Consider the following 23,649-nt stretch of genomic DNA (forward strand, 5'->3'; position numbering starts at 1 on the left):
AGCTCGGTGTTGTGGTCGGCTGAGTCAACAGGTGATCCAACTGCCGGGGAGAGAAGAATGTTGCAGTACGAAGTGTTGCTGTCGGCTCACACCTTGTTGCGTCCCCTGCAGTTGCAGCTGCAGGTGTCTGCGGCGTTGAGCGGGACGCAGTTGGCTGGCCTCTTGGCGAAACAGGTTCCGAACACTCGCTGGTATCTGGGAGAGACGGTACTTGAGGATGTCCGGGCTTTATCTCCCGGGGATCCGTTGTTGCTGACCGATGTCCCCCATCCGGTGGAGCCCTCGGTGGGTGGTCACACGCGGCTGAAACTGTATGTTCCCGAGGGACAGGACGCTGGTGCCTGGGTTTCGTTGCGACGCGGTTCCTTGCCAATTGGACGGTGCGCTCCGCTGCATCTGAATGATCCAAAGGTATCTCGGGTGCACGCACGGGTGGTGGTTGATGAGCGCTCAATTCGACTTCAAGGGGTGGAGGGGCAGCAGGTAAGCGTTTATTCGAAGGGAGCGTTTCGTCTCCTGCAGGGGGTGGCGGAGCTTCGGTCCGGTAGCCGGTTCCGACTTGGCGAAACGGTCTTCGAGGTTGGCGACCCGGCGCGCAGCGGGGTGGGTGAAGCGATCGATGGCGATCAGTTGAGATTCGACGTTCCCCAACGGCCCGAGCTTGGCCGGCTGGTGATGCTGTGCGTTGCGGCCCTGGTCCCGGTGCTCTCGGGGGTCCTGTTGATGTTGTTAACCGGGTCGATGCTGTTTTTGGCGGTGTCCGGAATTTCGGCCTTGCTCGGAGTTTTTCCGGCGTTTCAGCTGCTGGGCGAGCGTCGGAGGTGGAAGCGTACCGTGGTCGAGCGGCAACGTAGTGTTCTGGCCGCTCGCGAACGGTTCGCGGGTCCGCTGGGGACCAGCCTCGTCGCGGGGATCGACCGCGCTGTTTTGGGAGTTCTTCCTGTGGGTCCGCCTCCGCTGGTTTTCGGGCGAGGCAACTGGCAACCGGCAAGCGGCCCCTCCTCCCCTGGAGCGCTTCGGCGCCGGTTGTCCCAACCGCGGACCCCCGGCCGCCGAGGAGGCCCTTGGCTGCACCAGGTTCCGGTTTTCGCTCCCATGGCCGCCGGAGTGTGGCAGATCCTGGGTGGGGATCATCAGGCGGTGGACAACCTGCTGGCTTCGCTCATTGCACGACTTGTGCCGCAGCTCGCGGCGGGGCGTGTGGAGCTGGTCATCGACCCGTCGGTGACCCATTTGCCTGCCGAGTTGTTGCTGTTGCGCAATGTCCGGCAGGAGGCCGGTGACCAGCTGGCACGCACTGTCCCGTTTCCGGCCCTTCCCACCGGAATGCTCAACAGGAACGGCATCGACTCGGGGCAAAAAATTGGGCAAGAACCGGTAATCACCCAGGTTTTCCTCACCGCACGCAGCCCCTTGGCATTAGCGCAGACCTTGGTGATCAGCCTGCACCCGGTTCTGTCGGACCTAACCGAGTACTGGGTGGATCCGGTGCGGCGAACGGCCCATTTGCCCGATGAGCAGCTGAGACTCGACACCCCGGCGCAGCTTGATTCAGGTCGGCTTTCGCGCATCATCCAGACCTGTCTGATGCGGGTCCCAGGGCTGCTGCTTCCAGGTCAAACACCCGGTCCTTCGCACCTGGCTGCACCGAACCCTTTTGAATTGATCGCCGTGCTCGGGCAGGACGCGCACCACACCCAACAGGTGCTGGACTTTGAAGAGGACGGGCCGCACGTGCTGATCTGCGGCACCACCGGCTCGGGCAAGTCCGAAGCGCTGCGGCGCATCATTGCCGATTTGTCGGCTCGCTATTCACCCCAAGACCTGGCATTTGCCTTGGTTGATTTTAAGGGCGGCGCAGGTTTGGCCGTTTTTGAACAACTCCCCCACGTGCAGCTTTCGGCAAGCGACCTGGATGCTGCGGGGGCACAGCGCACCTTAACCCAACTGGAGTTGGAGGTAGTCCGTCGCGAACGGATGCTGGCCGAACATCAATGCAGCGACCGGAATGAGTATTCACGCCTACCCGATGTTGCACCCTTGCCTCGATTGCTGGTGGTAGTCGACGAATTCCGGGTGCTTGTCGAGTCGCTCAGCGAGGCGTCCGCACGGATTGACCGGTTGGCCGCGGTGGGCCGCTCGTTGGGAATTCACCTCCTGTTGAGCACCCAACGGGCGGCCGGGGCGCTCTCGGGGCAAACCCGGGCCAACGTGAATACCGTTATTGCCCTGCGGGTGAAAGATGCGGCCGAATCGACGGAGTTGGTGGGATCGCCAATCGCTGCGCACTTAGGAAATCCGGGCAGTGCGGTAATTTGCGGGCCCGGCCATAGCGCACACCAATTCCAGTTCGCATTAGCGGTGAATCCCGACCTGACGGGAAACATCTCCGAACGCGGGCCGGGCAACCTGTTGTTGCACCCGCTTGACAGTTTTGGCACCGCAACGGCCCCACAGCAGGGCAAGAGTCTGCAACGTGGCGTCCAGCTGGTATCAAAACGCTGGGAACACACCCCGCTTCCTTGCTGCCCTTTCGCCCCGCAACTGCCACAACCTGGCGCCGAGGCCGATCAGGTTTACACTGCCGTCGCTGGCTCAGCGCAGCCGACTTGTGGTGTGGTTGACGACCTTCCAGCCGGACAGTTAACGGATTTATGCGTTGATCCCAGTCAGGGCCTCTTGGTGTGTGGTCTCCCGGATGCCGGCGGTCGTCAGCTCTTCGAGCATCTGGCGAAACAAGACAAACAGGTGCTTTGTTTGGGAGAAACCATCGGCAACGACCACGATCCGGCACCAGGATTGCGCACCGTGACGGGTGAGGACCAGTACCTGTTTCTGGAAGCACTCGATTATTTGGAATCGTTGCCCAGTGATCGTCAATTGCTTGTGCTGGTGCACGGGATCGCGCGGTTGCAGTCCCTGTTGGAGCCACTGGTTTTTCAGCGACTCGACCAGCTGCTGATCGAGGTTTTACGTCGAGGTTCTGCCAGCAATGTGCAGCTTGTGGTGATGGCAGACCGAGACCTGAATTTGTTGAAGGCAGCCGGGCTCTGCGCGGAACAATGGTATTTTCCGCTGAACTCGACCGAACAATTGCGAATGGCGTGGCCCAAATTGCCGCCGACCAGCCCGTTACCGGGCCGCGGCATCAGGTTCGGTCCTACAGCCGCACCGATGACCATTCAGCTGTTGCCCCCTGATCTCCGCGTCGCACCACAGCCTGCTTCTGATGACTTTTGGGCCATTCCACCGGCTGATGAGCTTGGTGCCGATGAATGGAAACTTGAGATTGGGCGAAGTCTTTTGCTCGGTCGCCCCTGCTATCTCGATTCGTTCGAGCCCATGTTTTTCATTTGCCCGTTGGAGCGCGACCGGAAAAGACTAGGAGAACTTCTCGCTGCGCGTTGGCATACGAAACTCCTGGATGGCGCAGGGCAATGGTTTGCCTGGCTTGAGTCTGAAGAACATGGGACTGCCGGGCCGCGGAGCGCAACCATCTGCGTGTATCTACAGAGCACCGGTTCGCCGGAGATCGCGTTATTGTTTCAGAGATCTCTGGAACTGGGTTCACGAATGGTGCTGCTTGTTCCTCCCTCACCGCGGCTGGCTTACGATCTGGGGCTGCCCGGATTCATGCTCGATGATCGTCGGGCATTTGCGGTAGAAGCCCAGTGTGCGCAAGACCTGCTGCCACTGTCCTGGCGCCCGTTAGCACCGGCCACCCGCGGGGGTAAACACCAGCAAAAGCAATGGCGCACGATTACCAGTATTGCTGGTCATCCGCGCGCCATCATCATCGAGTCGTGACTATTGCGCGGGCCGGTCGCCCAGGAAAGCCGTCGTCTTAGGTGCAAACAGCAACACCACGCTGGCGCCGGCAATGACGATGGAAAGCACAGCGGCAAAAATAACCAACGGAATATCGGACTGCAGGAAGGAGACCGAGAGGATCAGCTGGAACAACTGCCACACGATGATCGGGGCACGGGTAAAGGCCCTGCCCCGATAAAAGTTGATTGCCACCGACCCTTGCCAGATACCCAGGAACAAGCACAAGGCGACCATAAAAAGTCGACCGCCGATGTTCACCGCACCATCCGAGCTGAGTTGGATCGTGTAGCTAACGGCGTAGGCAATAACCGCCAAAGCTTCGAACATCACCAGTGCTGCTACGGCAATAACGCTTCTCGGGCGTGGGGTCATAGTTTCTTTGTTGCTCACCCCAACCATTTTCGTTGAGGATATTCAGGAACTCAAACGCCGAGACTCCGGCGCCCCTGTAGCCCCCGCCACATCAGCGCCAACTAGCCTAAGCCATTATCGTTTTCCATGTGAGAAAGCACTCAGGCAATACGACATATTTCGGTTCAATGACCCTTGTTTACTTTCCCGTAACATGAAAACCTTATGTGGTTGGTAAAACGATGACCCCGTCGTTCAAGCCTGACGATGCGAAAAGCACTACGGCCGAATCACCGTCCCCCACTGAGCATTGAAAGTGGGAGTTCGTGTGTTCGGATCAAGAGCTTATCGTCCCTCTCAAAGATTTCAAGGAGCATCAATAAGCATGGATTGGCGTAGCCGCGCGGCGTGTCTGGATAAGGACCCGGAACTCTTCTTCCCGGTGGGCAACACCGGTCCGGCCCTCTTACAGATCGAAGAGGCCAAAAGCGTCTGCCGTCGGTGCGAAGTGACCGAAACCTGCTTACAGTGGGCCATCGAGTCCGGTCAGGACGCTGGCGTTTGGGGTGGAATGAGCGAAGACGAACGTCGCGCTCTGAAGCGCCGCGCTGCACGCGCCCGCCGCGCATCCTAAGAGAACCGCTCCCGAGGTAGATCTCGCAACCCCGGGAAGCTACACGAATTCCGCCAGAGGTAGACACCACTGGCGGATTTCGGCTTTAAACCGGAAATTCTCAGGTCAGCTAGGTACATTAAAAGGTAGTAATAATGTTCGAAAGGAGCCATGGGTGAATCTCTCCTACTTGGCGCACCACCCCAAGTCAGGGGTGCACGCACGATGAGCCCTGCTCTTGCCGACCCTAATCTGGGTACGACACTCGACGACCGTTACCGGATCGACCATCTTTTGGCTTTGGGCGGCATGTCGCGCATCTACCGCGGCATGGACAAACGGCTCCACCGTGCGATTGTTGTGAAGATCCTTAATGACAACTTCGCCAGTGAAGCGACCGTTCGTGAGCGATTCGAGTCCGAGGCGGTGATCGCCGCGAACATCACGCACCCGAATGTGGTTTCCATCCGCGACCACAATGTCACGGACAACATCGTCTACCTGGTGATGGAATATGTCCGCGGGCGGAACCTTGAACAGGTGATCTCCGAACGTGGTCGTTTCACCCCTCGCCAGATGCTCAGCGTCCTGGAACAGGTGTGTAACGGCCTGAGCGCCGCCCACCAAGAAGGAATCATCCACCGCGACATGAAACCGGCCAACGTCCTGTTGGCCGATTCCGGTGAAGTTAAGGTCACCGATTTTGGGCTCGCCCGGGCAGCCAGCGCCCACACCCAGTCGGCGACGCTCGTCGCGACCCTCTCCCATGTGTCCCCGGAGCTGGTCTCCGGGGCCCCTGCCGATTCGCGCAGCGACATCTACGCGGTCGGCATCATGATTTATCAGATGCTCACCGGCCGCCTGCCCTATTCGGAAACCAACGCGGCGGCACTGATGAAACACCATCTGGACTCCCCCATGCCGTTGCCCTCCGACGTCGTGCCCGGTCTCGCCACGGATCTGGACGAACTGGTGCAGTGGTGCACCGAGAAGGATCCGGAAAAGCGCCCGCAGAATGCAGGGCTGCTTCTTGATGAAGTGATCCAGATCCGTTCCACGCTCAGTGACGAGCAGTTGGACTTTGATGCCGAGACCCTCGGTGGGATCGATGACCTGACTCCCGGGGCAATCACACACATGCCGACGACTCTCCAGCAGCGCCTGGATGCGATGCAGCGCGAGCGCGAAGAGGAACGCGAACGCCAATGGCAGCTGCGCGGGGCCTCGGCCGGGGTCCAGGACTATTCTCTGGATACCGACGTCGACCCCGAAGCCACCACGGTCATTGCCGCTTCGGAAGCGACCGAGGTACTGGACCTGCGAGATTCGCAGGCCACGGTAGTGCATTCTCCCCATTCCGGCGCCAGCTCGGGCGCACCGGAGGCTACCGCCGCGTACTCACGCAGTGATCTGGATTCTTTTGGACAGGGTAACCACGGACAGCCAGAGCGAGCACCATCCGAACTGTCCCATCGCGGTCAGAAGCGGGCGGAGAAGGCCGCGCAAAAACAGTGGCGCAAAGAAGCTCAGGTGCCAACCCACCTCCTGCACAAACCGAAAACCACGGCGCAGAAGGCCGGGGTGGTGGTGGCCTGGATCCTTATCGTAGGACTATTGGCTGGTGCCGGTTGGTTCTTCGGGCGCGGGCCGGGAACGGTCATCCGCATCCCGTCGTTAAACGGCCTGCTGCAGGATCAGGCGGTGACTCAAATGTCCGAGCAGGGTATACCGGTTCGGTTGGGTTCAGCTTTCGACGACGACATTGCCATCGGCCGGGTCGTCAATTCGCACCCGGCCACCGGTGAGAACATCATGAAGTTCCAGGGGGTCGAACTCATCGTCTCCCAGGGCCCGGAGCAGTTCGAAATCCCGGAGCTCAAGGGCAAGAGCCTTGAAGCCGCCACCGAGGTACTGGCGCAGCACGAACTAACCAAGGTCAAAAACACCAGCGAATACTCGTCCGACATCGAGAAGGGGAAAGTGATTTCGTCCTCCCCCGCGGCCGGAAAGAGCGCGGCACGCAAGGACACCATCACCTTGACGGTTTCTCAGGGGCCGGCACCGGTGGAGGTTCCCCAACTACTGGGTTTGAGCCAGGAGGAGGCCGCCGCCGCGCTTGAATCTGTCGGGTTGCGCCTGGAGATCGCGGATCCGGTGCATTCAAGCGATGTACCACAGGGGCGTGTTGCCGCTCAGTCACCGCACAACAACACCGCCGAGGTTGGAAGCGCTGTCACCGTGAATCTTTCTCAAGGTCCAGAATTTGTTGAGATTCCATCGGTGATCGGACTCGGTGTTGAGGAGGCGAGCAGGATTTTGGAAGAAGCCGGATTCACCGTCAAAACACATAATGTGCTCGGTGGTTTTTCACAAACCGTGCGGATGCAATCGCCGCTGAACCAACAAGCTGAGCTGGGCACCCAGATCAGCATCTACGCATTCTAGGCAGCCTGGGTAGAACAACAAAAAATCTCTGGCCCAGCGTCCCACAACGGGATGCTGGGCCAGAGATTTTTCAGCTGCGAGTACAGCGGCTAGCGGCGTGCGCGGCTCTGCAGCGCGGAAGAGACCAGGAAGGCCATTTCCAGCGACTGCCGATGGTTCAAACGCGGGTCGCAGACGGACTCGTAAAGTTCGTCGAAGTCCTCTTCGCGGATCGGATCGGCACCACCGAGGCACTCAGCCACGTCGTCGCCGGTCATTTCCACGTGCAGACCGCCGGGGTTGGTTCCCAGCGAATCATGGACCTCGAAGAAGCCGCGGACTTCATCCATCACGTCATCGAAGTTGCGGGTTTTGTAGCCGTTTTTGCTGGTCACGGTGTTGCCGTGCATCGGATCGGTCACCCACAGCACCTGAGCACCGGTGGCGGTCACCTTCTCCACCAGGTTCGGCAGCTTTTCGCGGATGTTCTGCGCACCCATGCGGGTGATGAACGTCAGGCGGCCAGGTTCGCGGTTTGGATCCAGTTTCTCGATCAAAGCCAAGGTGTCTTCGACCGAGGTGTTCGGGCCGAGCTTCACGCCGATGGGGTTGCGCACCCGTGAGAGGAAATCAACGTGGGCGTTCTCCAACTGGCGGGTACGCTCACCGATCCACAGGAAGTGGCCGCTGGTGTCGTACGGCAACCCGGTACGCGAGTCGGTACGGGTCAATGCGCGCTCGTAGTCCAGCAGCAGCGCCTCGTGGGAAGCGAAGAACTCGGTACGGGTCAGACCCTCGAAACCGGCCCCGCAGGCGTCCATGAAGCGGATGGCGGAATCGATTTCACCGGCGAGCTGCTCGTAGGCCGAGTGCGCCGGGTTGGCCATGAACCCCTGGTTCCACGAATGCACGCTGCGCAGGTCGGCGAAGCCTCCCTGGGTGAACGCACGGATCAGGTTCAACGTTGCCGACGAGGTGTTGTATGCCTCGACCATACGCTTGGGATCATGGGCGCGGGACTCGGGGGTGAATTCGTAGCCGTTGACAATGTCGCCGCGGAAGGCCGGCAAGGTCACTCCGTCGCGCGTTTCATCGTTCGAGGAACGCGGCTTGGCGAACTGCCCGGCCATGCGCCCCATCTTGATGACCGGCATCGAAGCGCCATAGGTCAGTACCACGGCCATCTGCAAGATGGTCCGCACACGGGCAGAAATCTTGTCCGCGGTCGCGTCGGCAAAGGTCTCGGCGCAGTCTCCGCCCTGAAGGAGGAAGGCCTTGCCCTGGGCCGCGGCGGCCAAACGTTCACGCAGAACGTCGACTTCGCCAGCAAAAACCAGTGGCGGACGCGAACCCAGTTCAGCAATGGAAGCGCTATAGTCCGGGTGCTCACTCCAGGTGGGCTGTTGGGCAATAGGCAGATCACGCCACAGATCAAGTTGGGGGTCGGTGGCGGGGCCGGCTACAGAGGAGCCTGGCAATGGGGTTCGTTTTACTTCGCTCACCTTGACAAGTCTACGTGCCCGGCGCGGAAAGCACCGCGTGAAATGTAACAACCGGGCGTAACACAGGCCAGCTCGCCGGCCCGACCTCCGGACGCGGAAGGCCGGCTACTTCTTTTTGGCCTTGCTCGGCGCGTAGACATCCACGTAGATCTGCCCGGAGAGCACGTTGATGGCCTTGCGGATGTCATCGGCAACCCGGCGCAATACCTCGGGATCATCGGAGCGCTCGGCCAGGTGGCTGAAGTCAAGGGCTTTGCCGATCTTGATTCCGATGCGTCCCGGGTGCGGCAGCCGCTGGCCAATTGGCTGCACCTGATCGGTGTTGATCATGGCGATCGGAATCACCGGCACCCGGGATTCCAGGGCCAGTTTGGCCACCCCGAGTTTCGCGCGGTACAGCCGGCCGTCGGGAGAACGAGTGCCCTCGGGATAGATTCCCAGCAGTTTTCCTTCGGCCAGGGCTGAATTGGCGCTTGCCAGCGAGGCGGCGGAGCCCCGACCGCCGGAACGGTCCATAGGCAGTTGGTTGATATTTCGGAAGAACCACGCGACGATGCGGCCCTTGAGTCCTTTGCCGTTGAAGTAGTCGTCCTTGGCCAAAAACACCACCGGACGTTCAAGCATCGCCGGCAGGAACACCGAATCGCTGACCGAGAGGTGGTTGGAGGCCAGGATTGCTCCACCCTGGGCGGGAATATTATTGATGCCCTGGATGTCAATCTTGAAGAAGATCCGCAGCAGCGGTCTGACCGCAAAACGTTTCAGAAAGTCATACAGCACGATGGGTGGTTCCTTCTTCTTGTCTTCAGGTGGTGCCGGCGGACACACCCACACCCCTGATGCCCGGTGTGGGTCCACACCCTTCAATTGTGCACTACGCTCGAATAAGAATGCAGTACAACGCAGCACCTCAAGGGGGACGTGATGAGCCACGAAGGACAGTCCGAGGCAACCGGTCGTCCGGCCGACAAACCAGCCGTACTGCTGATCCACGGATTCACCGGATCAACAACGGCCATGCGACCGTGGGCGCAAGCGCTGGAGTCTGCGGGCTTCGACACCCTCACCCCGGTGTTGCCCGGGCACGAAACCACGTGGCACGACATGATCAATCGACCGTACGCCGAATGGATCCACGCCACCGAGCAGGCATTCGACAAGCTCGCTGATACCCATCATCAGGTATTTGTTGCGGGGCTCTCCATGGGCGGCGCGCTGGCGCTGCACCTTGCCACCCGCCGCAATGTCGCCGCCGTGTCCTTGGTTAATCCCGGACTGGTGGTCGACAGCTCACTTGCCCCCTACACCAAGTGGCTTCGGCACGTTGTGCGTTCGGTCGCCCCCATCAGCAATGACATCGCCAAGCGCGGCGCGGATGAAAACGCCTACGAGCGCACCCCGGTGGCGGCCGTTCACCAGTTGCATCAACTTTTCGCTCAAACCCGACGCCGGCTCGCGCTGGTCACCGCGCCGGTACAGCTGTTCCGCTCGACGGTGGACAACGTCGTTTCCGATGCCTCGGTGCGGGCGTTAACCGCCGGCCTTACCCCCGGAACCCTGGTTGAGCACCACCAGTTGCTGCATTCAAAGCATGTGGCGACCCTTGACTATGACGCCGCGCAGATTTTTGAGGAATCCGCACGCTTCTTTCACCAGGTGGCCGCGCAGGTCGCCGAGTCACCGAAGGGCAGGCCATGACCCCAGCAGATGACAAACCCTCGGGGGCCGATGATCCGCGGTGGGACGAGCTGGTGGAAAACTTCCGCACCCTGGATCAAGGCACCCCGCGTGAACCAAGCGCCGCCGAACGCGAGGCTCAGCTGCGCCACCTGTTCTCTACCGGGCCTGGCGCCGTCACCGGCCCACGCGATTACGAGGTTGAGGATACCGAGGAAGAATTTGTTCCGCAGGAGCCGGCGGCTCTTGGCTCGGGCAATCCGATGCTCAACCTGGCATGGACCACGGCCGTGGGCGGTCCCATCGGCCTGTTGCTGTGTGTGATCTTTTTCCGCTCGGCACCGACGTTTGTTTATGTAGCCCTGGTGGCTTTGTCCATTGCCGGGGTGATTTACCTGCTTCGAAGGCTACCGACCGAGCGCGATCCGGGAGATGATGGAGCAAGGGTCTGATCGACTTTGTACCCGAGGATCACTAGGTTACTGTAGAGTAATAACAATGTGATGCGGATTACCTCGCATTGCCAACCCGGTCACACCGAGTTCAGGAGATGAGACACAGATGCGCGAATACAGCACACCGCTACGCATCCACTCGCCGGCAGAGTCGAACATCACCGATTTGCTGCTGCGCCATGCAAATTCCGCTGCCAATCCGGCGCTTTTCTCCAAACCCTCGGCAGGAGGAACCTGGCAGGACGTGACTGCCTCGCAGTTTGCCGCCGAAGCGTCAGCCATCGCCAAGGGATTTATCGCCAATGGCATCAAGGCAGGCGAGCGCATCGCACTCATGGCGCGGACCCGCTACGAGTGGACGCTGGTTGATTTCGCGATTTGGTATGCCGGCTGTGTCACGGTTCCGATCTATGAGACGTCCTCCCCCAGCCAGGTCGCATGGATTGCCGCAGACTCCAACACGGTGGCCATCGTGGTCGAAACCCCCGCCCACGAAGCCGTCGTGAGACAGGCCGCTCACCAAGAACAGCTCGAAGGCCTCAACCATGTGTGGCAGTTCGACGAAGGCCTAGCCCAGTTGGCCAAGGACGGCCAAGACGTCAGCGATGAGCAGCTTGAAGAGCGTCGCAGTTCCGCCAGCCTGAACGACATCGCCACCATCATCTACACCTCCGGCACGACCGGACGGCCCAAGGGCTGCGAGCTGACACACTCGAACTTTGTAGAGCTGGCAGAGAACGCCGCCGCTGAACTCCCCGAGGCCGTGTATCCGGGCGCCTCAACGATCATGTTCCTACCCCTGGCCCACGTTTTCGCCCGCTTTATTTCGGTGCTCAATGTGGCCGCGGGCTGCCGCACCGGACACACCCCCGATGTCAAACATCTCCTGGAAGACCTGCAGTCGTTTAAGCCGAACTTCATTCTGGCGGTCCCTCGCGTTTTCGAGAAGGTCTACAACTCGGCAATGCTCAAGGCCGAAGACGGCGGCAAGTCAAAAATTTTCCATGCCGGTGTTGATGTTGCGGTGAAGTACTCGCGCGCCGAGCAGGACGGGAAAGTCCCGCTGGGACTGAGCCTGAAACACAAACTTTTTGATGTCCTGCTCTACAAAAAGCTTCGCAACGCCATGGGTGGAAATATCCGTCATGCGGTCTCCGGCGGCGGCCCGCTGGGCGAACGGCTCGGCCATTTCTTCAACGGCATCGGCGTCACGGTCTTGGAAGGCTACGGCCTCACCGAGACCACCGCCCCGGTCACCGTGAACACCCTGGAGCGCATCAAGATCGGCACCGTGGGCAAACCATTGCCAGGCAACGCCGTGCGGATTGCCGACGACGGAGAAATCCTCGCCAAGGGAGTCTGCGTGATGCGTGGCTACCACAATCGCCCGGACCTGGCCGAGGAAACCTTCGTCGACGGCTGGCTGCGTACCGGCGACATTGGCGAGTTGGACGCCGACGGTTTTTTGAAGATCACCGGCCGCAAAAAGGAAATCATCGTCACCGCCAGTGGCAAGAACGTGATCCCGGCCATGCTCGAAGATCAGATTCGCGCCGACGCCCTGGTTTCACAGTGTGTGGTTGTCGGCGAGGGGCGCCCCTTCATCTCAGCCTTGGTCACCTTGGATCCAGAAGCCGTGCCAGGCTGGCTGGAACGCCACCACCTGACCAAGAACCTTTCGATCGGTGAGCTGTCGGCGCATCCGGTCGTTTTGGAGACGATCCAGAAAATCATCGACAAGGCCAATACCTCGGTCAGCCGGGCGGAATCCATTCGTGCATTCCGTGTGGTGCCCGAAGACTTCACCGAGTCCTCGGGCCACTTGACCCCTTCGATGAAGATCAAACGGGCCGTCGTGCTCAGCGACTACAGCTCAATGATCGAGGAGATCTATTCGGCGGCTAAGCCGGTGGCATAGTCCAAGACAGCACCAGCTAGTGCCCATGACTTATCCGATGAGGCGGCCCAGGGAAACCTGAGGCCGCTTTTTCGTGTTGCGCTCACAAAATTCTGCTCAAGCATGACCCGGGCAAAGGCCGGTGCCGTGGAGCCGCTGGCCTTCTGCTTGCCGGTCTGGGCGAAAATCAGGTTCTCGGCAAGCTGCTGGCGCCCATTGGCCAGGAGCCAGTGCACCAAGTCCATCAGCTGGTCTTCGGTATCGCTACCGGAGTCCCCCAGGACCACCAGCACGTGAATCCCGGTGAATTTGCCGTCCAGGACCGCGCCTACACGTGCCGGTCCGGCAGAGACCACACGGGAGCTCAACTCAAGTTCGGCAAACTGTTCGGCCAAGCGTTCGGCAACGGGCCCCTGCGGAAGCCCGGCCGACAGGCTGAACAGCAGCACCCCCAGTTCTGCGTGAACCGCGGTAATCGCCTTGGCCTGCTCTTGAAGCCCGGTGGGGAGGCCGTCGGAGGTATTCCGGCCAGCTTTCATCTGATCTCCTGGGTTGTTGCGGTGCCGATGCATTCGAATGGCGCACCACATAAATCATGTCATCAATAGGCCGTGGCCCACGACTTGCGTCGCGGGCCACGGCCTATTGATGCGGTGGGGACTCACCCCGTGAAGGTTACTTCGGATCGATCACCAGCAGCAGGTCTCCGCCTTGCACCTGGCTGGTGCCGCTGAGAGTCACCTGGGTGACGACACCCGAGGCGTTGGCGGTGATGCCGGCTTCCATCTTCATCGCTTCGATGGTTGCCACCGACTGTCCGGCCTCGATCAGGTCTCCGACCTGGACGTTGACCGTCACGGCCCCGGCGAACGGTGCTGCTACGTGACCGGCGTTGTTCGGGTCTGCCTTTGGCGCGGACTTCACGGTGGATTCCACCGATTCGTCGCGGACCTTGATCTGGCGGGACTGGCCGTTGAGGTTGACCACCACGGTGCGCAAGCCCTTCTCATCGGCATCGGACACCGAAACCAGCTTCACCAGCAAGCGCACACCGGTGCCCAGCGAGATCACGTGCTCCTGGCCACGGACCAAACCGAACAGGTAGTCGCGGGTGTGCAGCACCGAGAGGTCGCCGTAATTTTCGACCGAGGCGGCGAAGTCCCGGGTTGGACCGGCGAACAGCAACCGGTTCAGGGTTGCCCGGATGGTGTCCGAGTCGGAGGTCAACGCCGCGGCGTCCTCTTCGCTCAGCTCTTCCATGTGAGCCTTCACGTTACGGCCCTGCAACGCCTTGGTGCGGAACGGTTCCGGCCAGCCGCCAGGAGGGTTGCCCAGCTCTCCGGAGAGGAACTGGATGACCGAATCCGGGATGTCGTAATTCTGCGGGTTCGCTTCAAAATCAGCGGCAGGAACACCGGAACCGACCAGCTGCAGCGCGAGGTCGCCGACCACCTTGGAGGACGGGGTCACCTTCACCACGTTGCCCAGCATGTCGTTTACCGCGGCGTACATCGACTCGATCGCCTCGAAGCGCTCACCCAGTCCCAAGGCGATGGCCTGCTGGCGCAGGTTGGAGAGCTGGCCGCCAGGGATCTCGTGCTGGTATACCCGGCCGGTTGGCGCTGGAAGCCCGGACTCGAACGGCTTGTACATGGCACGCACCGCTTCCCAGTACGGCTCCAGCGAGGCCACGGCGTCCAGGGACAGACCCGGATCGCGTTCGGTATTCTCCAGCGCCGCCACCAGGGCGGAGGCCGAAGGCTGCGAGGTGGTGCCGGCCATGGCCGCGCTGGCCACGTCCACCGCGTCCACCCCGGCGTTGATGGCGGCCATCAGCGTGGCCAGCTGGCCGCCGGCGGTGTCGTGGGTGTGCAGGTGCACCGGAAGGTCGAAACGCTCACGCAGCGCGGTGACCAGCTTGGCGGCCGCGGCTGGGCGCAGCAGGCCTGCCATGTCCTTGATCGCGATGATGTGCGCGCCGGCATCAACAATCTGCTGTGCCAGATTCAGGTAGTAATCCAGCGTGTACAGCTTCTCGTTGGAATCCAGCAGGTTGCCGGTGTAGCACAGGGCCACCTCGGCGACTGCGGTGCCGGTTTCACGCACGGCCTTGATGGCCGGCGCCATCTGCGAGACGTCGTTCAACGCATCGAAGATACGGAAGATATCGATGCCGGCGGAGGCCGCCTGCTTCACAAACGCGTCGGTGACCTCGGTGGGGTACGGGGTGTAACCCACGGTGTTCCGACCGCGCAACAGCATCTGCAGCGGAATGTTCGGCAATTCGGCGCGCAGCAGTTCCAAACGCTTCCACGGATCTTCGCCCAGGAATCGCAGCGACACGTCGTAGGTCGCCCCGCCCCAGACTTCCATGGAGAACAGCTGCGGCACGGTGTGCGCGTAAGCCGGGGCCGCGGCCAGCAGATCCCGGGTACGTACACGGGTGGCCAGCAACGACTGGTGTGCATCGCGGAAGGTGGTGTCGGTGATCCCTACGGCATTTGCATCGCGCAGTGCCTTGGAGAAGCCTTCCGGGCCTAGTTCCAGGAGCTTCTGGCGCCAGCCGTCGGCCGGGTGCGCGGTCTTCGAGGGGCCGTCGAATGGTGAACGCTCAGGCTCGTCTGCCTTGTCCCCGGGGAAGGTCGGCAGCTTCTTGCGCGGGTCGATGCCCTCGATCCGCTCGCCGTTTGGCTGGTTCACCGTCACGTGGGCCAGGTAGTTCAGCGCCTTGGTGCCACGGTCCTGGGATTCGTTGCCGGTGAGCAGATCCGGACGTGAATCAATGAAGTCGGTGGCCACGTCGCCGGCGATGAATTGCGGGTCGTTGAGCACATTCTGGATGAATGGGATGTTGGTGGCGACACCGCGAACACGGAACTCGGCCAGCGCACGGCGGGCGCGCGCCACGGCGGTAGCGTAGTCGCGACCGCGGCAGGTGAGCTTGACCAGCATCGAGTCGAAGTGCGGAGAAACCTCGGCGCCGGTGTAGATGGTGCCGCCGTCCAGGCGGACACCCGAACCGCCGGCTGAACGGTACACCGTGATGGTTCCAACATCCGGGCGGAAGCCGTTGGCCGGATCCTCGGTGGTGATGCGGGACTGCAGGGCCCAGCCGCGCACCTGGATGGTGTCCTGGCTGATGCCCAGGTCGGCCAGCGATTCACCGGAGGCGATGCGCATCTGAGCCTGCACCAGGTCGATGTCGGTAACTTCTTCGGTCACCGTGTGCTCGACCTGGATACGCGGGTTCATTTCGATGAACACGTGCTGTCCGGCACGCTCGCCGACGGTGTCGACCAAAAACTCGACGGTACCGGCGTTCTGGTACCCCAGAGCCTGCGCGAACTTCACCGCGTCGCGGAACAGTGCCTGGCGGATGTTTTCATCCAGGTTCGGGGCCGGAGCGATCTCCACCACCTTCTGGTGGCGGCGCTGCAAGGAGCAGTCGCGCTCGTGCAGGTGGACAATGTTCCCCTGCTCATCGGCCAGGATCTGCACCTCGATATGGCGTGGACGCAAGACCGCCTGCTCAAGGAAAACCGTGGAATCGCCAAAAGCCGTTCCCGCTTCACGCATCGCGGCGCCAAGTGCTTCGGGCAGGTCTTCACGCTTGTCCACGCGGCGCATGCCCCGACCGCCGCCACCGGCAACAGCCTTCACGAAAATTGGGAAACCGATCTTATCGGCTTCGGCAATGAGCGTCTCAGCATCGTCGCTGGGCTCGGAGGATGCCAGCACTGGGATACCAGCGGCCTTGGCCGCCTTCAGTGCGGCAACCTTATTGCCTGCAAGTTCAAGGATTTCGGCCTTCGGGCCAACAAACTTAATGCCGTTTTCGGCGGCGGCACGGGCCAGGTCGGGGTTTTCCGACATAAAACCGTAGCCTGGGTAAATCGCATCGGCGCCGGCTTCCTTGGCAACGCGGATGATTTCCTCAATGTTCAGGTAGGCGCGGACCGGATGGCCCTCTTCGCCGATCTGGTAGGCCTCATCGGCCTTCTGACGGTGAACCGAGTTGCGGTCTTCGTGCGGGTAGACTGCAACAGTTTTTGCGCCTAGTTCGTAGCCAGCACGGAAAGCGCGGATTGCGATTTCACCGCGGTTGGCGACCAAGATTTTTTCAAACATAGTGTCCCTACATCGAATCAGCACACAAGGCCTCAGGCGGCAACTCGCCAATGCGGCTCCGGCGAGTATCGACCATCTCAGACCAGTGTGTCGGGTCTCTCAAAAATGCTCGTTCGAGCACGTTCTTCAAACACCCTACACGGACGAGGCGCAGATCACCCAAACATTTCTTCCTGTGGTCAGACCACAAGAAATATTCGCCGTTCTTGAAGTTTTAATCACTAAGTTGGCTCAAACCACGAAAACCGCCGTTGCAAAGGCAGGGTTTCAGCCGCGGGCACACTATGATGAGGAGAGACTAAAATATTCGGCGGGACGTTCAAGCTTCGAACACTGAAAGGCGTGGTCTGGTCCGTGCACGTAGTGAGCATCAGCAGCCTCAAGGGTGGGGTAGGGAAAACTTCCGTAACACTCGGTTTGGCTTCAGCAGCACTGGCCGCAGGGATTCCGACCCTCGTCATCGATCTCGACCCCCATGCCGACGCAAGTACCGGCCTGGGTGTGCGCGCCAACGGCAAACAACCCATTGGTCAAATGTTGAAGAATGCCCGGCGGGTGAAACTGCAGGATAATGTGGTTGCCTCCGCATGGCAAACCAAAGCGGCCGAGAAGAAATCACGCACGCGTATTCCCGTTCTCGATGTAGCCGTTGGCGACGCCTTCACCGGAATTTACGATCGCCCGGATCTGCGCACCAGGGACCTGCGCCGCCTCACCCAGCTGCTCAGCCGCACCAGCGGATACCAGCTGGTGCTCATCGACTGCCCGCCGTCGCTTAACGGTTTGACGCGTATGGCCTGGAGCGCTTCCGATCAGCTGCTCCTCGTTGCTGAACCGAGCCTGTTCTCTGTCGCCGGCACCGAGCGCACGCAGCGCGCTTTGGAACTATTCCGCCGCGAATTCGCTCCATCTTTGGGGCCCGTCAGCGTTGTCGCCAACCGTGTCCGCAAGGATTCGGCCGAGCATGTCTTCCGCTTGTCGGAAATGCGTCAAATGTTCGGCGACTCAATGGTCAAGCCCGAGATTCCCGAACATCCAGAATGGCAGCAGATCCAAGGCGCGGCCTACGCCGTGCACCTGTGGCCTTCCAAGGGCACCGCGCCCATGCTGGCGCAATTCGACGGTCTGCTCAAGGACGTCATGGATAAGGCCGGACTGCCGAACTCCTAGGGGTTCCCGTCTGAAGCGCCGCTGGGCTGCGACACCGAGACACAAAAGGTTTGGTCCGAACTTCATCAGGGAAGTTCGGACCAAACCTTTTAAGACTAAATAATTGAGCCAGGGCTCAAGAGCTGCGGCTATCCCACCTGGCGGGCGGCCTTGGCTGCGCGACGCGCCGCGAGTTCGTCGTCCGGAGACTGCTCCAATGAGCTTTCCGAGGGAAGCTGGGCCAGCGAGCCTTCGACCTCGCGCCAGACACGGCCAACGGCGATACCGAATACCCCTTGGCCCTTTTGGACCAGATCGATAACCTCGTCCGCGCTGGTGCATTCGTAAACGGACGCCCCGTCGCTCATCAAGGTGATCTGGGCCAGGTCTTCAACACCGCGTTCACGCAGGTGCAGGACGGCCGTACGGATCTGCTGCAGCGATACACCGGTATCCAGCAGGCGCTTGACAACTTTGAGGACCAAAATGTCGCGGAACGAGTACAGCCGATGACTGCCCGATCCCTGAGCCCCACGAACCGCTGGCTCAACCAAACCGGTACGTGCCCAATAGTCGAGTTGCCGATAGGTGATTCCGGCCGCCTTGCAGACAACCGGACCGCGATACCCCGCGTACTCATCCAACTTTGGCAGGTCGTCGGTGAAGAGCAAACCCTGGACATTGGATCTTTGAACTGCGCCGTGAGCCCCGTGATGTGGGCCTGTCTGGCTTGTCTCCATCCAATTGCTCCTTGCGTGTAAGCACGTACCGTTTGCGAGTGTCGAGAATATTCACCGCTGCCTTGCTTATGAGTGGTGAACGTTCACATGATCGGGTGAACGGAAAATATCCCCATACACTGACGGTACGGCGATATTCAACAAGGGTCAAAGACCTTCAAGCTTAACTTTAAGCCGTGTCGGAATTTACCTAAGTCCACCGGCAGAAAATCATGGTGAAGCCGGCGGGCGGAAACCGGGTGATTGGACGCTACGAAGAGAAGTCTTCGGGGTCGATCGTGTCCAGGAACTCACGAAATTCCCGCATCTGCTCTTCCGGTGCTTCCTCATCGGCGGAGGCACTCTCAATGATGATGCCAGCTTCCTGCATCACTTCATCGGTGCACCGGATGGGGCACTGCACACGAACCGCGAGCGCCACCGCATCGGAAGAACGGGAGTCCACCCGCTTGCCGTTGGACAGGACAAGTTCTGCAGCAAACACCGCATTCTGCACGGACACGATCTCCACACGTTCCAAGGTGATACCCAGGGCTTCGAAAACATTGATCATCAAGTCGTGGGTCATTGGACGCGGAGGGGTTAATCCTTGTTCAGACATGGCGATGGCCGAGGCTTCGGGTGCACCGATCCATAACGGCAGATATAGATCTTTTTCTTGTTGCTTCAGCAACAGCAGCGGTTGATTCGCCGGTAGTTGAATGCGAATTCCCGCAAACTCCAGATCCAGCATAATAGCCCCCTGAGGGTTGAAAACTCGTCGCTGACTACAGCTTAGCGATCGATCTGCGAAATAGCACGCTGCACCAGAGCATCATGCAATTCCAGGCATTGACGGGAAATCTCTTGGGCTTCCTCGGCAGCGCGCGCCCGGGCAGAGACCTCGGGTTTGCGCAACTCATTGCCCACGATGGATTCGATCAACGAGAACTCTCGCTCTGCCGCGGTGCGAAACTGACGCAAGTGGCGAGGCTCGATGCCGTGGTTGGCGAGTTGAACGGCCGAAGTTGTAATCCGAATGCCGTTGGCGTCGAATAGTCCGCCGAGCGGTTCGATCAATCCGAACTTCATCAGGTCGTGAATCAACGATTCACTGGCACCGGTGATGCCCTGGAGCTCAGAAATCGACACGGACCGCGAATGATTCTCCACGGCTTCGGTAAGCTCCGTGCCAACAGCCACGGGAGCGACCGGGGCTCCGCCTGGCAATGCCGCTGGCGACTCGCCACGGTCCACCGCATCCAGATGGTCCTTGATGACCTTCAACGGCAGATACTGGTCTCGTTGAACGGAAAGGATAAAACGTAGCCGGCTCACGTCCGTAGCGCTATATTTGCGGTAGCCGGCCGAGGTGCGTTGCGGAATAATCAGTCCCTTGTCCTCAAGGAAACGGATTTTCGACGCGGTTACCCGTGGAAATTCATCCTTCAGTTCCGCGAGGACCTCGCCGATGTTAAGCGCAGCCTGCCGCACGCCCTCGTGACGTACCGTCTCGAGTCGTGGGCTACTGGCTGCGTTAAACATCGGCAAAGAACAAACACCTCGGTGACTACATGGTGGCCGGCACAAACAGTGCCAGCCGTAAAACCTCTAACTGAACAAGTTTAAAGGTTAGGTACGCTCTGGTAGAAATTAAGTCGGAACTTTCCGATCTGCACCTGAACACCGTTGGTCAACGAGATGGAATCGATACGATCACCGTTGATGTAGGTACCGTTCAGCGAACCGATGTCGCTGAGCGTGAATCCGTTGTCGGTACGAACGAACTTCGCATGGCGACGCGACACCGTCACGTCATCCAGGAAAATATCGGCATTCGGATGGCGTCCTGCAATACTCTCATCGGTATCCAACAGGAACCGTGCACCCTTGTTGGGTCCGGTGTGGGCAACCAGAAGGGCTGAACCAGCTGGTAGCGCAGCGACCGCGTTCTTCTCATCTTCATTCAGCGTGTAGATGACGGAAGGTTCCGCCGAGCTTTGGAATGAGGGTAGAGAAATATTCGTCGTCTCGGACGCAGACTCGTTGTGCGGGGTTACCGGCCCATTTTCCGACATTTGTGGTCCTCCAGAAGGTTCTGCGTTAAGTTCGTGCGAGACGACCTTGAATTCAACATTAGTCCGATACGCTCTATCAAACTATTTCCAGATTAGCCTACTCAAGCGGTCAGCGATAACGGAAAAGCGGATATTTTCAGCTCTCGCCATGCACAATCATGGGAACATTCAAGTATCGCGGAGAGTTCGGAGCTTGATTCGTCCGCCGACCCCGCCTCAGGCGGTGAAAGGGTGAGCCATATGACACAAATAGAACTGAAGCGGGCATACATTGATCCAGCGCCTTCAGACGGGTTCCGAATCTTGGTTGATCGGCTCTGGCCACGTGGTATGACCAAAGAAAAGCTGGAAATCGACTTTTGGGCTAAGGCTCTAGCTCCAAGCTCGGAGCTTCGAAAGGCTTGGCATCACGATCCCGCGCGTTTTTCGGAGTTCTCAACCCTCTACAGCGACGAATTGAATCAGAACCCTGCGGTCGACGAATTCCTGGAGCTACTTGCTCAACACCCAAGAGTGACGTTTGTTTACGGAGCGAAAAACGAAACGGCTAATCATGCGATGGTGTTACGGGAGTATCTGCTGGCCCAGCTTGGTTCGTAGGCGCTGGAACAAAACAAACCCCATCAACGCAGGCCATATCGGACTCGACCACGTTCTGCAGATTAAACGAAAATTCTTGGCTCATTGAGATTCCCCCTAAATGTCTCGCTATTCTCCAGGTACAACCGCGAACGCGATTGGAAAATTCCTGGGACCGCCATCGGGCGCGCCAACCACACCCGATGACAGACTGAAAATCTAGCGCTGTTCGTTTAAGATCGGAGCAAAAAAATCTCGTAATTGATCAAAGCCGGATAGCGGCAGGACGTTGGCGACATACATGTCCGGACGAACAATGACAATCGCTCCCTGATCAGCAATGCCTCGCTGGCTAAAGATACTCACCTCGTCTAGCACTGTGTACACCTTCTGGTAGTCCATCAGGCCGAATTCACCGTGCTGGGGGCGGAACACGGGTGGCGCATCGTTGATGTTGATGGTGGTGTAGTCCTGACGGTAGATCACCTTGATATCAAACAACGAATCGATATCAGCACCGGCCGGAGTAAAGCGGAGTACCGGAGAATCGATGTTCGTCAGCAGCCAGTCCGAGAGTCGCGACACCGCTGTTTCTTGACCAGCTCGGTCTTGGTCAGCAAAAACATAAATTCTATACCGGCCGTCGGCCCGGTGGTGGTGTCCCAAGTGAACCCGGTTATTATCGCCCAGACGCATGACTTCAGCTGATTTGAACCGCTTTCCGACCGGGAATCCTGCGGCCAGATGCTGGAAGGATTTAGCCGCCGTCAGCTCAGAGGTCTGGTACTCGGTCATGAAACCGGCAGGGAATTCTGCGGTGCGCACGTAGAATTCGGCCACACCTTCCTTTCCGACAAGCTTTTCGGGTGTGGCCGCCATGAGTGATGACCACTGTTTGTCGAAATCGATCAAGTCTTTGGCAATGACCGTGCGTTCGGCCGAATAGGTGCTCAGCAGGCTTTGCGGCGATCGGCCGGAGAGCACGTAACCCAGTTTCCAGGCAAGGTTGAAACCATCCTGCATCGATACGTTCATACCCTGGCCAGCCTTGGCTGAATGCGTATGGCAGGCGTCCCCGGTGATGAAAACGCGCGGATGCTGTACGCCGAGGTGTTCCAGCGGCACGTCGTCGAAACGGTCGGTCAGCCGGTGCCCAACTTCGTATACGCTATGCCACGCAACATTTTTCACGTCCAAGGTGTAAGGGTGCAGGATCCGTTGCGCCCGCTCGATAATTTCCTCTAACGAGGTCTGGCGCACCTTGCCTTTGTCATCTTCCGGCACTTCACCCAAATCGACGTAGAGCCTAAACAGCTGGCCACCCTCTCGCGGAATCAACAGGATTGATCCGCTGTTTGAGTGGATTGCCGATTTGGTGCGGACGTCGGGGAAGTCGGTTAATGCCAGCGTATCCATCACACCCCAGGCATGGTTCGCCTTGTCCCCCGACAAGGTGGCACCGATTGAGCGGCGCACCCCGCTGCGTGCCCCATCGGCGCCGACCACGTATTTGGCACGAACTACACGGACCTCTTTGTGATTGCTGTTTCCGGTTCCCACGAGGCTTACCTCGACCGGATACTCCTGCGATTCGTCGACCGACAAGGTTTGGAAGTCCCAGCCATAGTTTGGTTCAATTCGCGCCGATGAGTTCCGGGCAAAGTCGGCAAAGTAGTCGATAACACGCGCCTGATTCACTACCAGGTGAGGGAATTCGCTGACCCCGGTTGGGTCATCAGGCGTGCGGTCGGTGCGGATGATTTGCCCGGGGTTCTCAGGATCAGGGTTCCAAAAGGTTGTTTCGGCAATGCGGTACGCCTCTTCGGTGATGCTCTGGGCAAATCCGAATGCCTGGAACGTCTCAACAGTGCGCGACTGAATGCCGTCAGCCTGCCCGATCTGCAAACGGTGCGGCCGTCGGTCGATGATCCGCGTGTGCACCTCAGGGAATTGGGAGAGTTGGGCAGCGGTGATAATTCCTGCTGGACCGGCACCAACAATGAGCACGTCCATGGTGTCCGGCAGATCCTCGGATCGGTCAACCCCGGTGCCTGCAGCAGGTTTTATGCGTGGATCTTCTGAGACGTACCCATTGTGATGAAACTGCACTGTTTCTCCCCATTCAACTGAGATCAAATATTAGCGCGTTCTATAATCGAACTCAATGTTCATATATCGCACTCCTACTGTAACCGAGGGGTGAGTCAGCGCACAAACAAACCAGCTCACCGCCTGAAAGGCTGCGA

18 protein-coding genes are annotated in these 23,649 nt (G+C 59.6%); 8 read left to right on the forward strand and 10 right to left on the reverse strand.

Annotated features, from left to right (window positions below; all coding sequences use genetic code 11):
• Positions 1-57: 57 nt before the first annotated feature.
• Complete coding sequence (locus ACIOWL_RS02805; protein WP_400381406.1) at positions 58-3,807, forward strand: FtsK/SpoIIIE domain-containing protein; 3,750 nt, start codon at positions 58-60, stop codon at positions 3,805-3,807.
• On the opposite strand, the gene ACIOWL_RS02810 is transcribed toward ACIOWL_RS02805, so the two are convergent.
• A complete protein-coding gene (locus tag ACIOWL_RS02810) occupies positions 3,808-4,221 on the reverse strand; it encodes a hypothetical protein (RefSeq protein ID WP_400381408.1) in 414 nt (137 codons plus the stop codon).
• A gap of 346 nt (positions 4,222-4,567) precedes the next feature.
• Here ACIOWL_RS02810 and ACIOWL_RS02815 point away from each other — a divergent pair, with 346 nt between their 5' ends.
• Entirely contained in the window at positions 4,568-4,816 is a 249-nt protein-coding gene (locus tag ACIOWL_RS02815; RefSeq protein WP_047118688.1) for a WhiB family transcriptional regulator, read from the forward strand.
• Between the two features lie 204 nt (positions 4,817-5,020).
• A complete protein-coding gene (locus tag ACIOWL_RS02820) occupies positions 5,021-7,240 on the forward strand; it encodes a PASTA domain-containing protein (protein WP_400381409.1) in 2,220 nt (739 codons plus the stop codon).
• Between the two features lie 89 nt (positions 7,241-7,329).
• Here ACIOWL_RS02820 and ACIOWL_RS02825 read toward each other — a convergent pair whose 3' ends face one another.
• The gene (locus tag ACIOWL_RS02825; protein WP_400381411.1) at positions 7,330-8,721 is read right to left on the reverse strand and encodes a class II 3-deoxy-7-phosphoheptulonate synthase; all 1,392 of its coding nucleotides are present in this window, start codon (positions 8,719-8,721) and stop codon (positions 7,330-7,332) included.
• 105 nt (positions 8,722-8,826) lie between these two features.
• Positions 8,827-9,501 (reverse strand): lysophospholipid acyltransferase family protein, encoded by a 675-nt coding sequence (locus ACIOWL_RS02830; RefSeq protein ID WP_400381414.1) that lies wholly within the window; start codon positions 9,499-9,501, stop codon positions 8,827-8,829.
• Positions 9,502-9,645: 144 nt separating this feature from the next.
• Between ACIOWL_RS02830 and ACIOWL_RS02835 the strand changes: the two genes are divergently transcribed.
• From ACIOWL_RS02835 to ACIOWL_RS02845, 3 genes are all read left to right on the forward strand, one after another.
• Positions 9,646-10,419 carry an alpha/beta hydrolase gene (locus ACIOWL_RS02835; protein WP_400381416.1) on the forward strand — a complete coding sequence of 258 codons (774 nt, stop codon included), beginning with the start codon at positions 9,646-9,648 and terminating at the stop codon, positions 10,417-10,419.
• On the forward strand, positions 10,416-10,850 hold the full coding sequence (locus ACIOWL_RS02840; RefSeq protein WP_400381418.1) for a hypothetical protein: 435 nt from the start codon (positions 10,416-10,418) through the stop codon (positions 10,848-10,850). Before ACIOWL_RS02835 ends, ACIOWL_RS02840 begins: the two co-directional genes overlap by 4 nt.
• A 109-nt stretch (positions 10,851-10,959) precedes the next feature.
• Positions 10,960-12,771: an AMP-dependent synthetase/ligase gene (locus ACIOWL_RS02845; protein ID WP_400381420.1), complete on the forward strand. Its 1,812-nt coding sequence runs from the start codon at positions 10,960-10,962 to the stop codon at positions 12,769-12,771.
• On the opposite strand, the gene ACIOWL_RS02850 is transcribed toward ACIOWL_RS02845, so the two are convergent.
• Positions 12,744-13,289, reverse strand: a complete 546-nt coding sequence (locus ACIOWL_RS02850) for a hypothetical protein (RefSeq protein WP_400381421.1) — start codon at positions 13,287-13,289, stop codon at positions 12,744-12,746. The genes ACIOWL_RS02845 and ACIOWL_RS02850 overlap by 28 nt on opposite strands.
• Before the next feature lie 136 nt (positions 13,290-13,425).
• Positions 13,426-16,878, reverse strand: coding sequence for a pyruvate carboxylase (locus ACIOWL_RS02855; RefSeq protein WP_400381423.1), 3,453 nt, complete (start codon positions 16,876-16,878; stop codon positions 13,426-13,428).
• Between the two features lie 354 nt (positions 16,879-17,232).
• Here ACIOWL_RS02855 and ACIOWL_RS02860 point away from each other — a divergent pair, with 354 nt between their 5' ends.
• Positions 17,233-18,048 carry a ParA family protein gene (locus ACIOWL_RS02860; RefSeq protein WP_400381426.1) on the forward strand — a complete coding sequence of 272 codons (816 nt, stop codon included), beginning with the start codon at positions 17,233-17,235 and terminating at the stop codon, positions 18,046-18,048.
• A 128-nt stretch (positions 18,049-18,176) separates the two neighbouring features.
• On the opposite strand, the gene ACIOWL_RS02865 is transcribed toward ACIOWL_RS02860, so the two are convergent.
• The 4 genes from ACIOWL_RS02865 to ACIOWL_RS02880 form a co-directional block, all read right to left on the reverse strand.
• On the reverse strand, positions 18,177-18,767 hold the full coding sequence (locus tag ACIOWL_RS02865; RefSeq protein WP_400381429.1) for a MerR family transcriptional regulator: 591 nt from the start codon (positions 18,765-18,767) through the stop codon (positions 18,177-18,179).
• A gap of 250 nt (positions 18,768-19,017) precedes the next feature.
• Entirely contained in the window at positions 19,018-19,500 is a 483-nt protein-coding gene (locus ACIOWL_RS02870; RefSeq protein ID WP_400381432.1) for a bifunctional nuclease family protein, read from the reverse strand.
• Positions 19,501-19,541: 41 nt separating this feature from the next.
• Positions 19,542-20,297 carry a MerR family transcriptional regulator gene (locus ACIOWL_RS02875; protein WP_400381435.1) on the reverse strand — a complete coding sequence of 252 codons (756 nt, stop codon included), beginning with the start codon at positions 20,295-20,297 and terminating at the stop codon, positions 19,542-19,544.
• Between the two features lie 74 nt (positions 20,298-20,371).
• On the reverse strand, positions 20,372-20,824 hold the full coding sequence (locus tag ACIOWL_RS02880) for an FHA domain-containing protein (RefSeq protein ID WP_400381437.1): 453 nt from the start codon (positions 20,822-20,824) through the stop codon (positions 20,372-20,374).
• Between the two features lie 240 nt (positions 20,825-21,064).
• Between ACIOWL_RS02880 and ACIOWL_RS02885 the strand changes: the two genes are divergently transcribed.
• A complete protein-coding gene (locus tag ACIOWL_RS02885; protein WP_400381440.1) occupies positions 21,065-21,424 on the forward strand; it encodes a DUF488 domain-containing protein in 360 nt (119 codons plus the stop codon).
• A 198-nt stretch (positions 21,425-21,622) separates the two neighbouring features.
• Here ACIOWL_RS02885 and ACIOWL_RS02890 read toward each other — a convergent pair whose 3' ends face one another.
• Positions 21,623-23,512: an FAD-dependent monooxygenase gene (locus tag ACIOWL_RS02890; RefSeq protein ID WP_400381441.1), complete on the reverse strand. Its 1,890-nt coding sequence runs from the start codon at positions 23,510-23,512 to the stop codon at positions 21,623-21,625.
• Between the last annotated feature and the right edge of the window lie 137 nt (positions 23,513-23,649).

The organism is Glutamicibacter sp. NPDC087344 (assembly GCF_044744225.1).
Taxonomy (GTDB): Bacteria; Actinomycetota; Actinomycetes; order Actinomycetales; family Micrococcaceae; genus Glutamicibacter.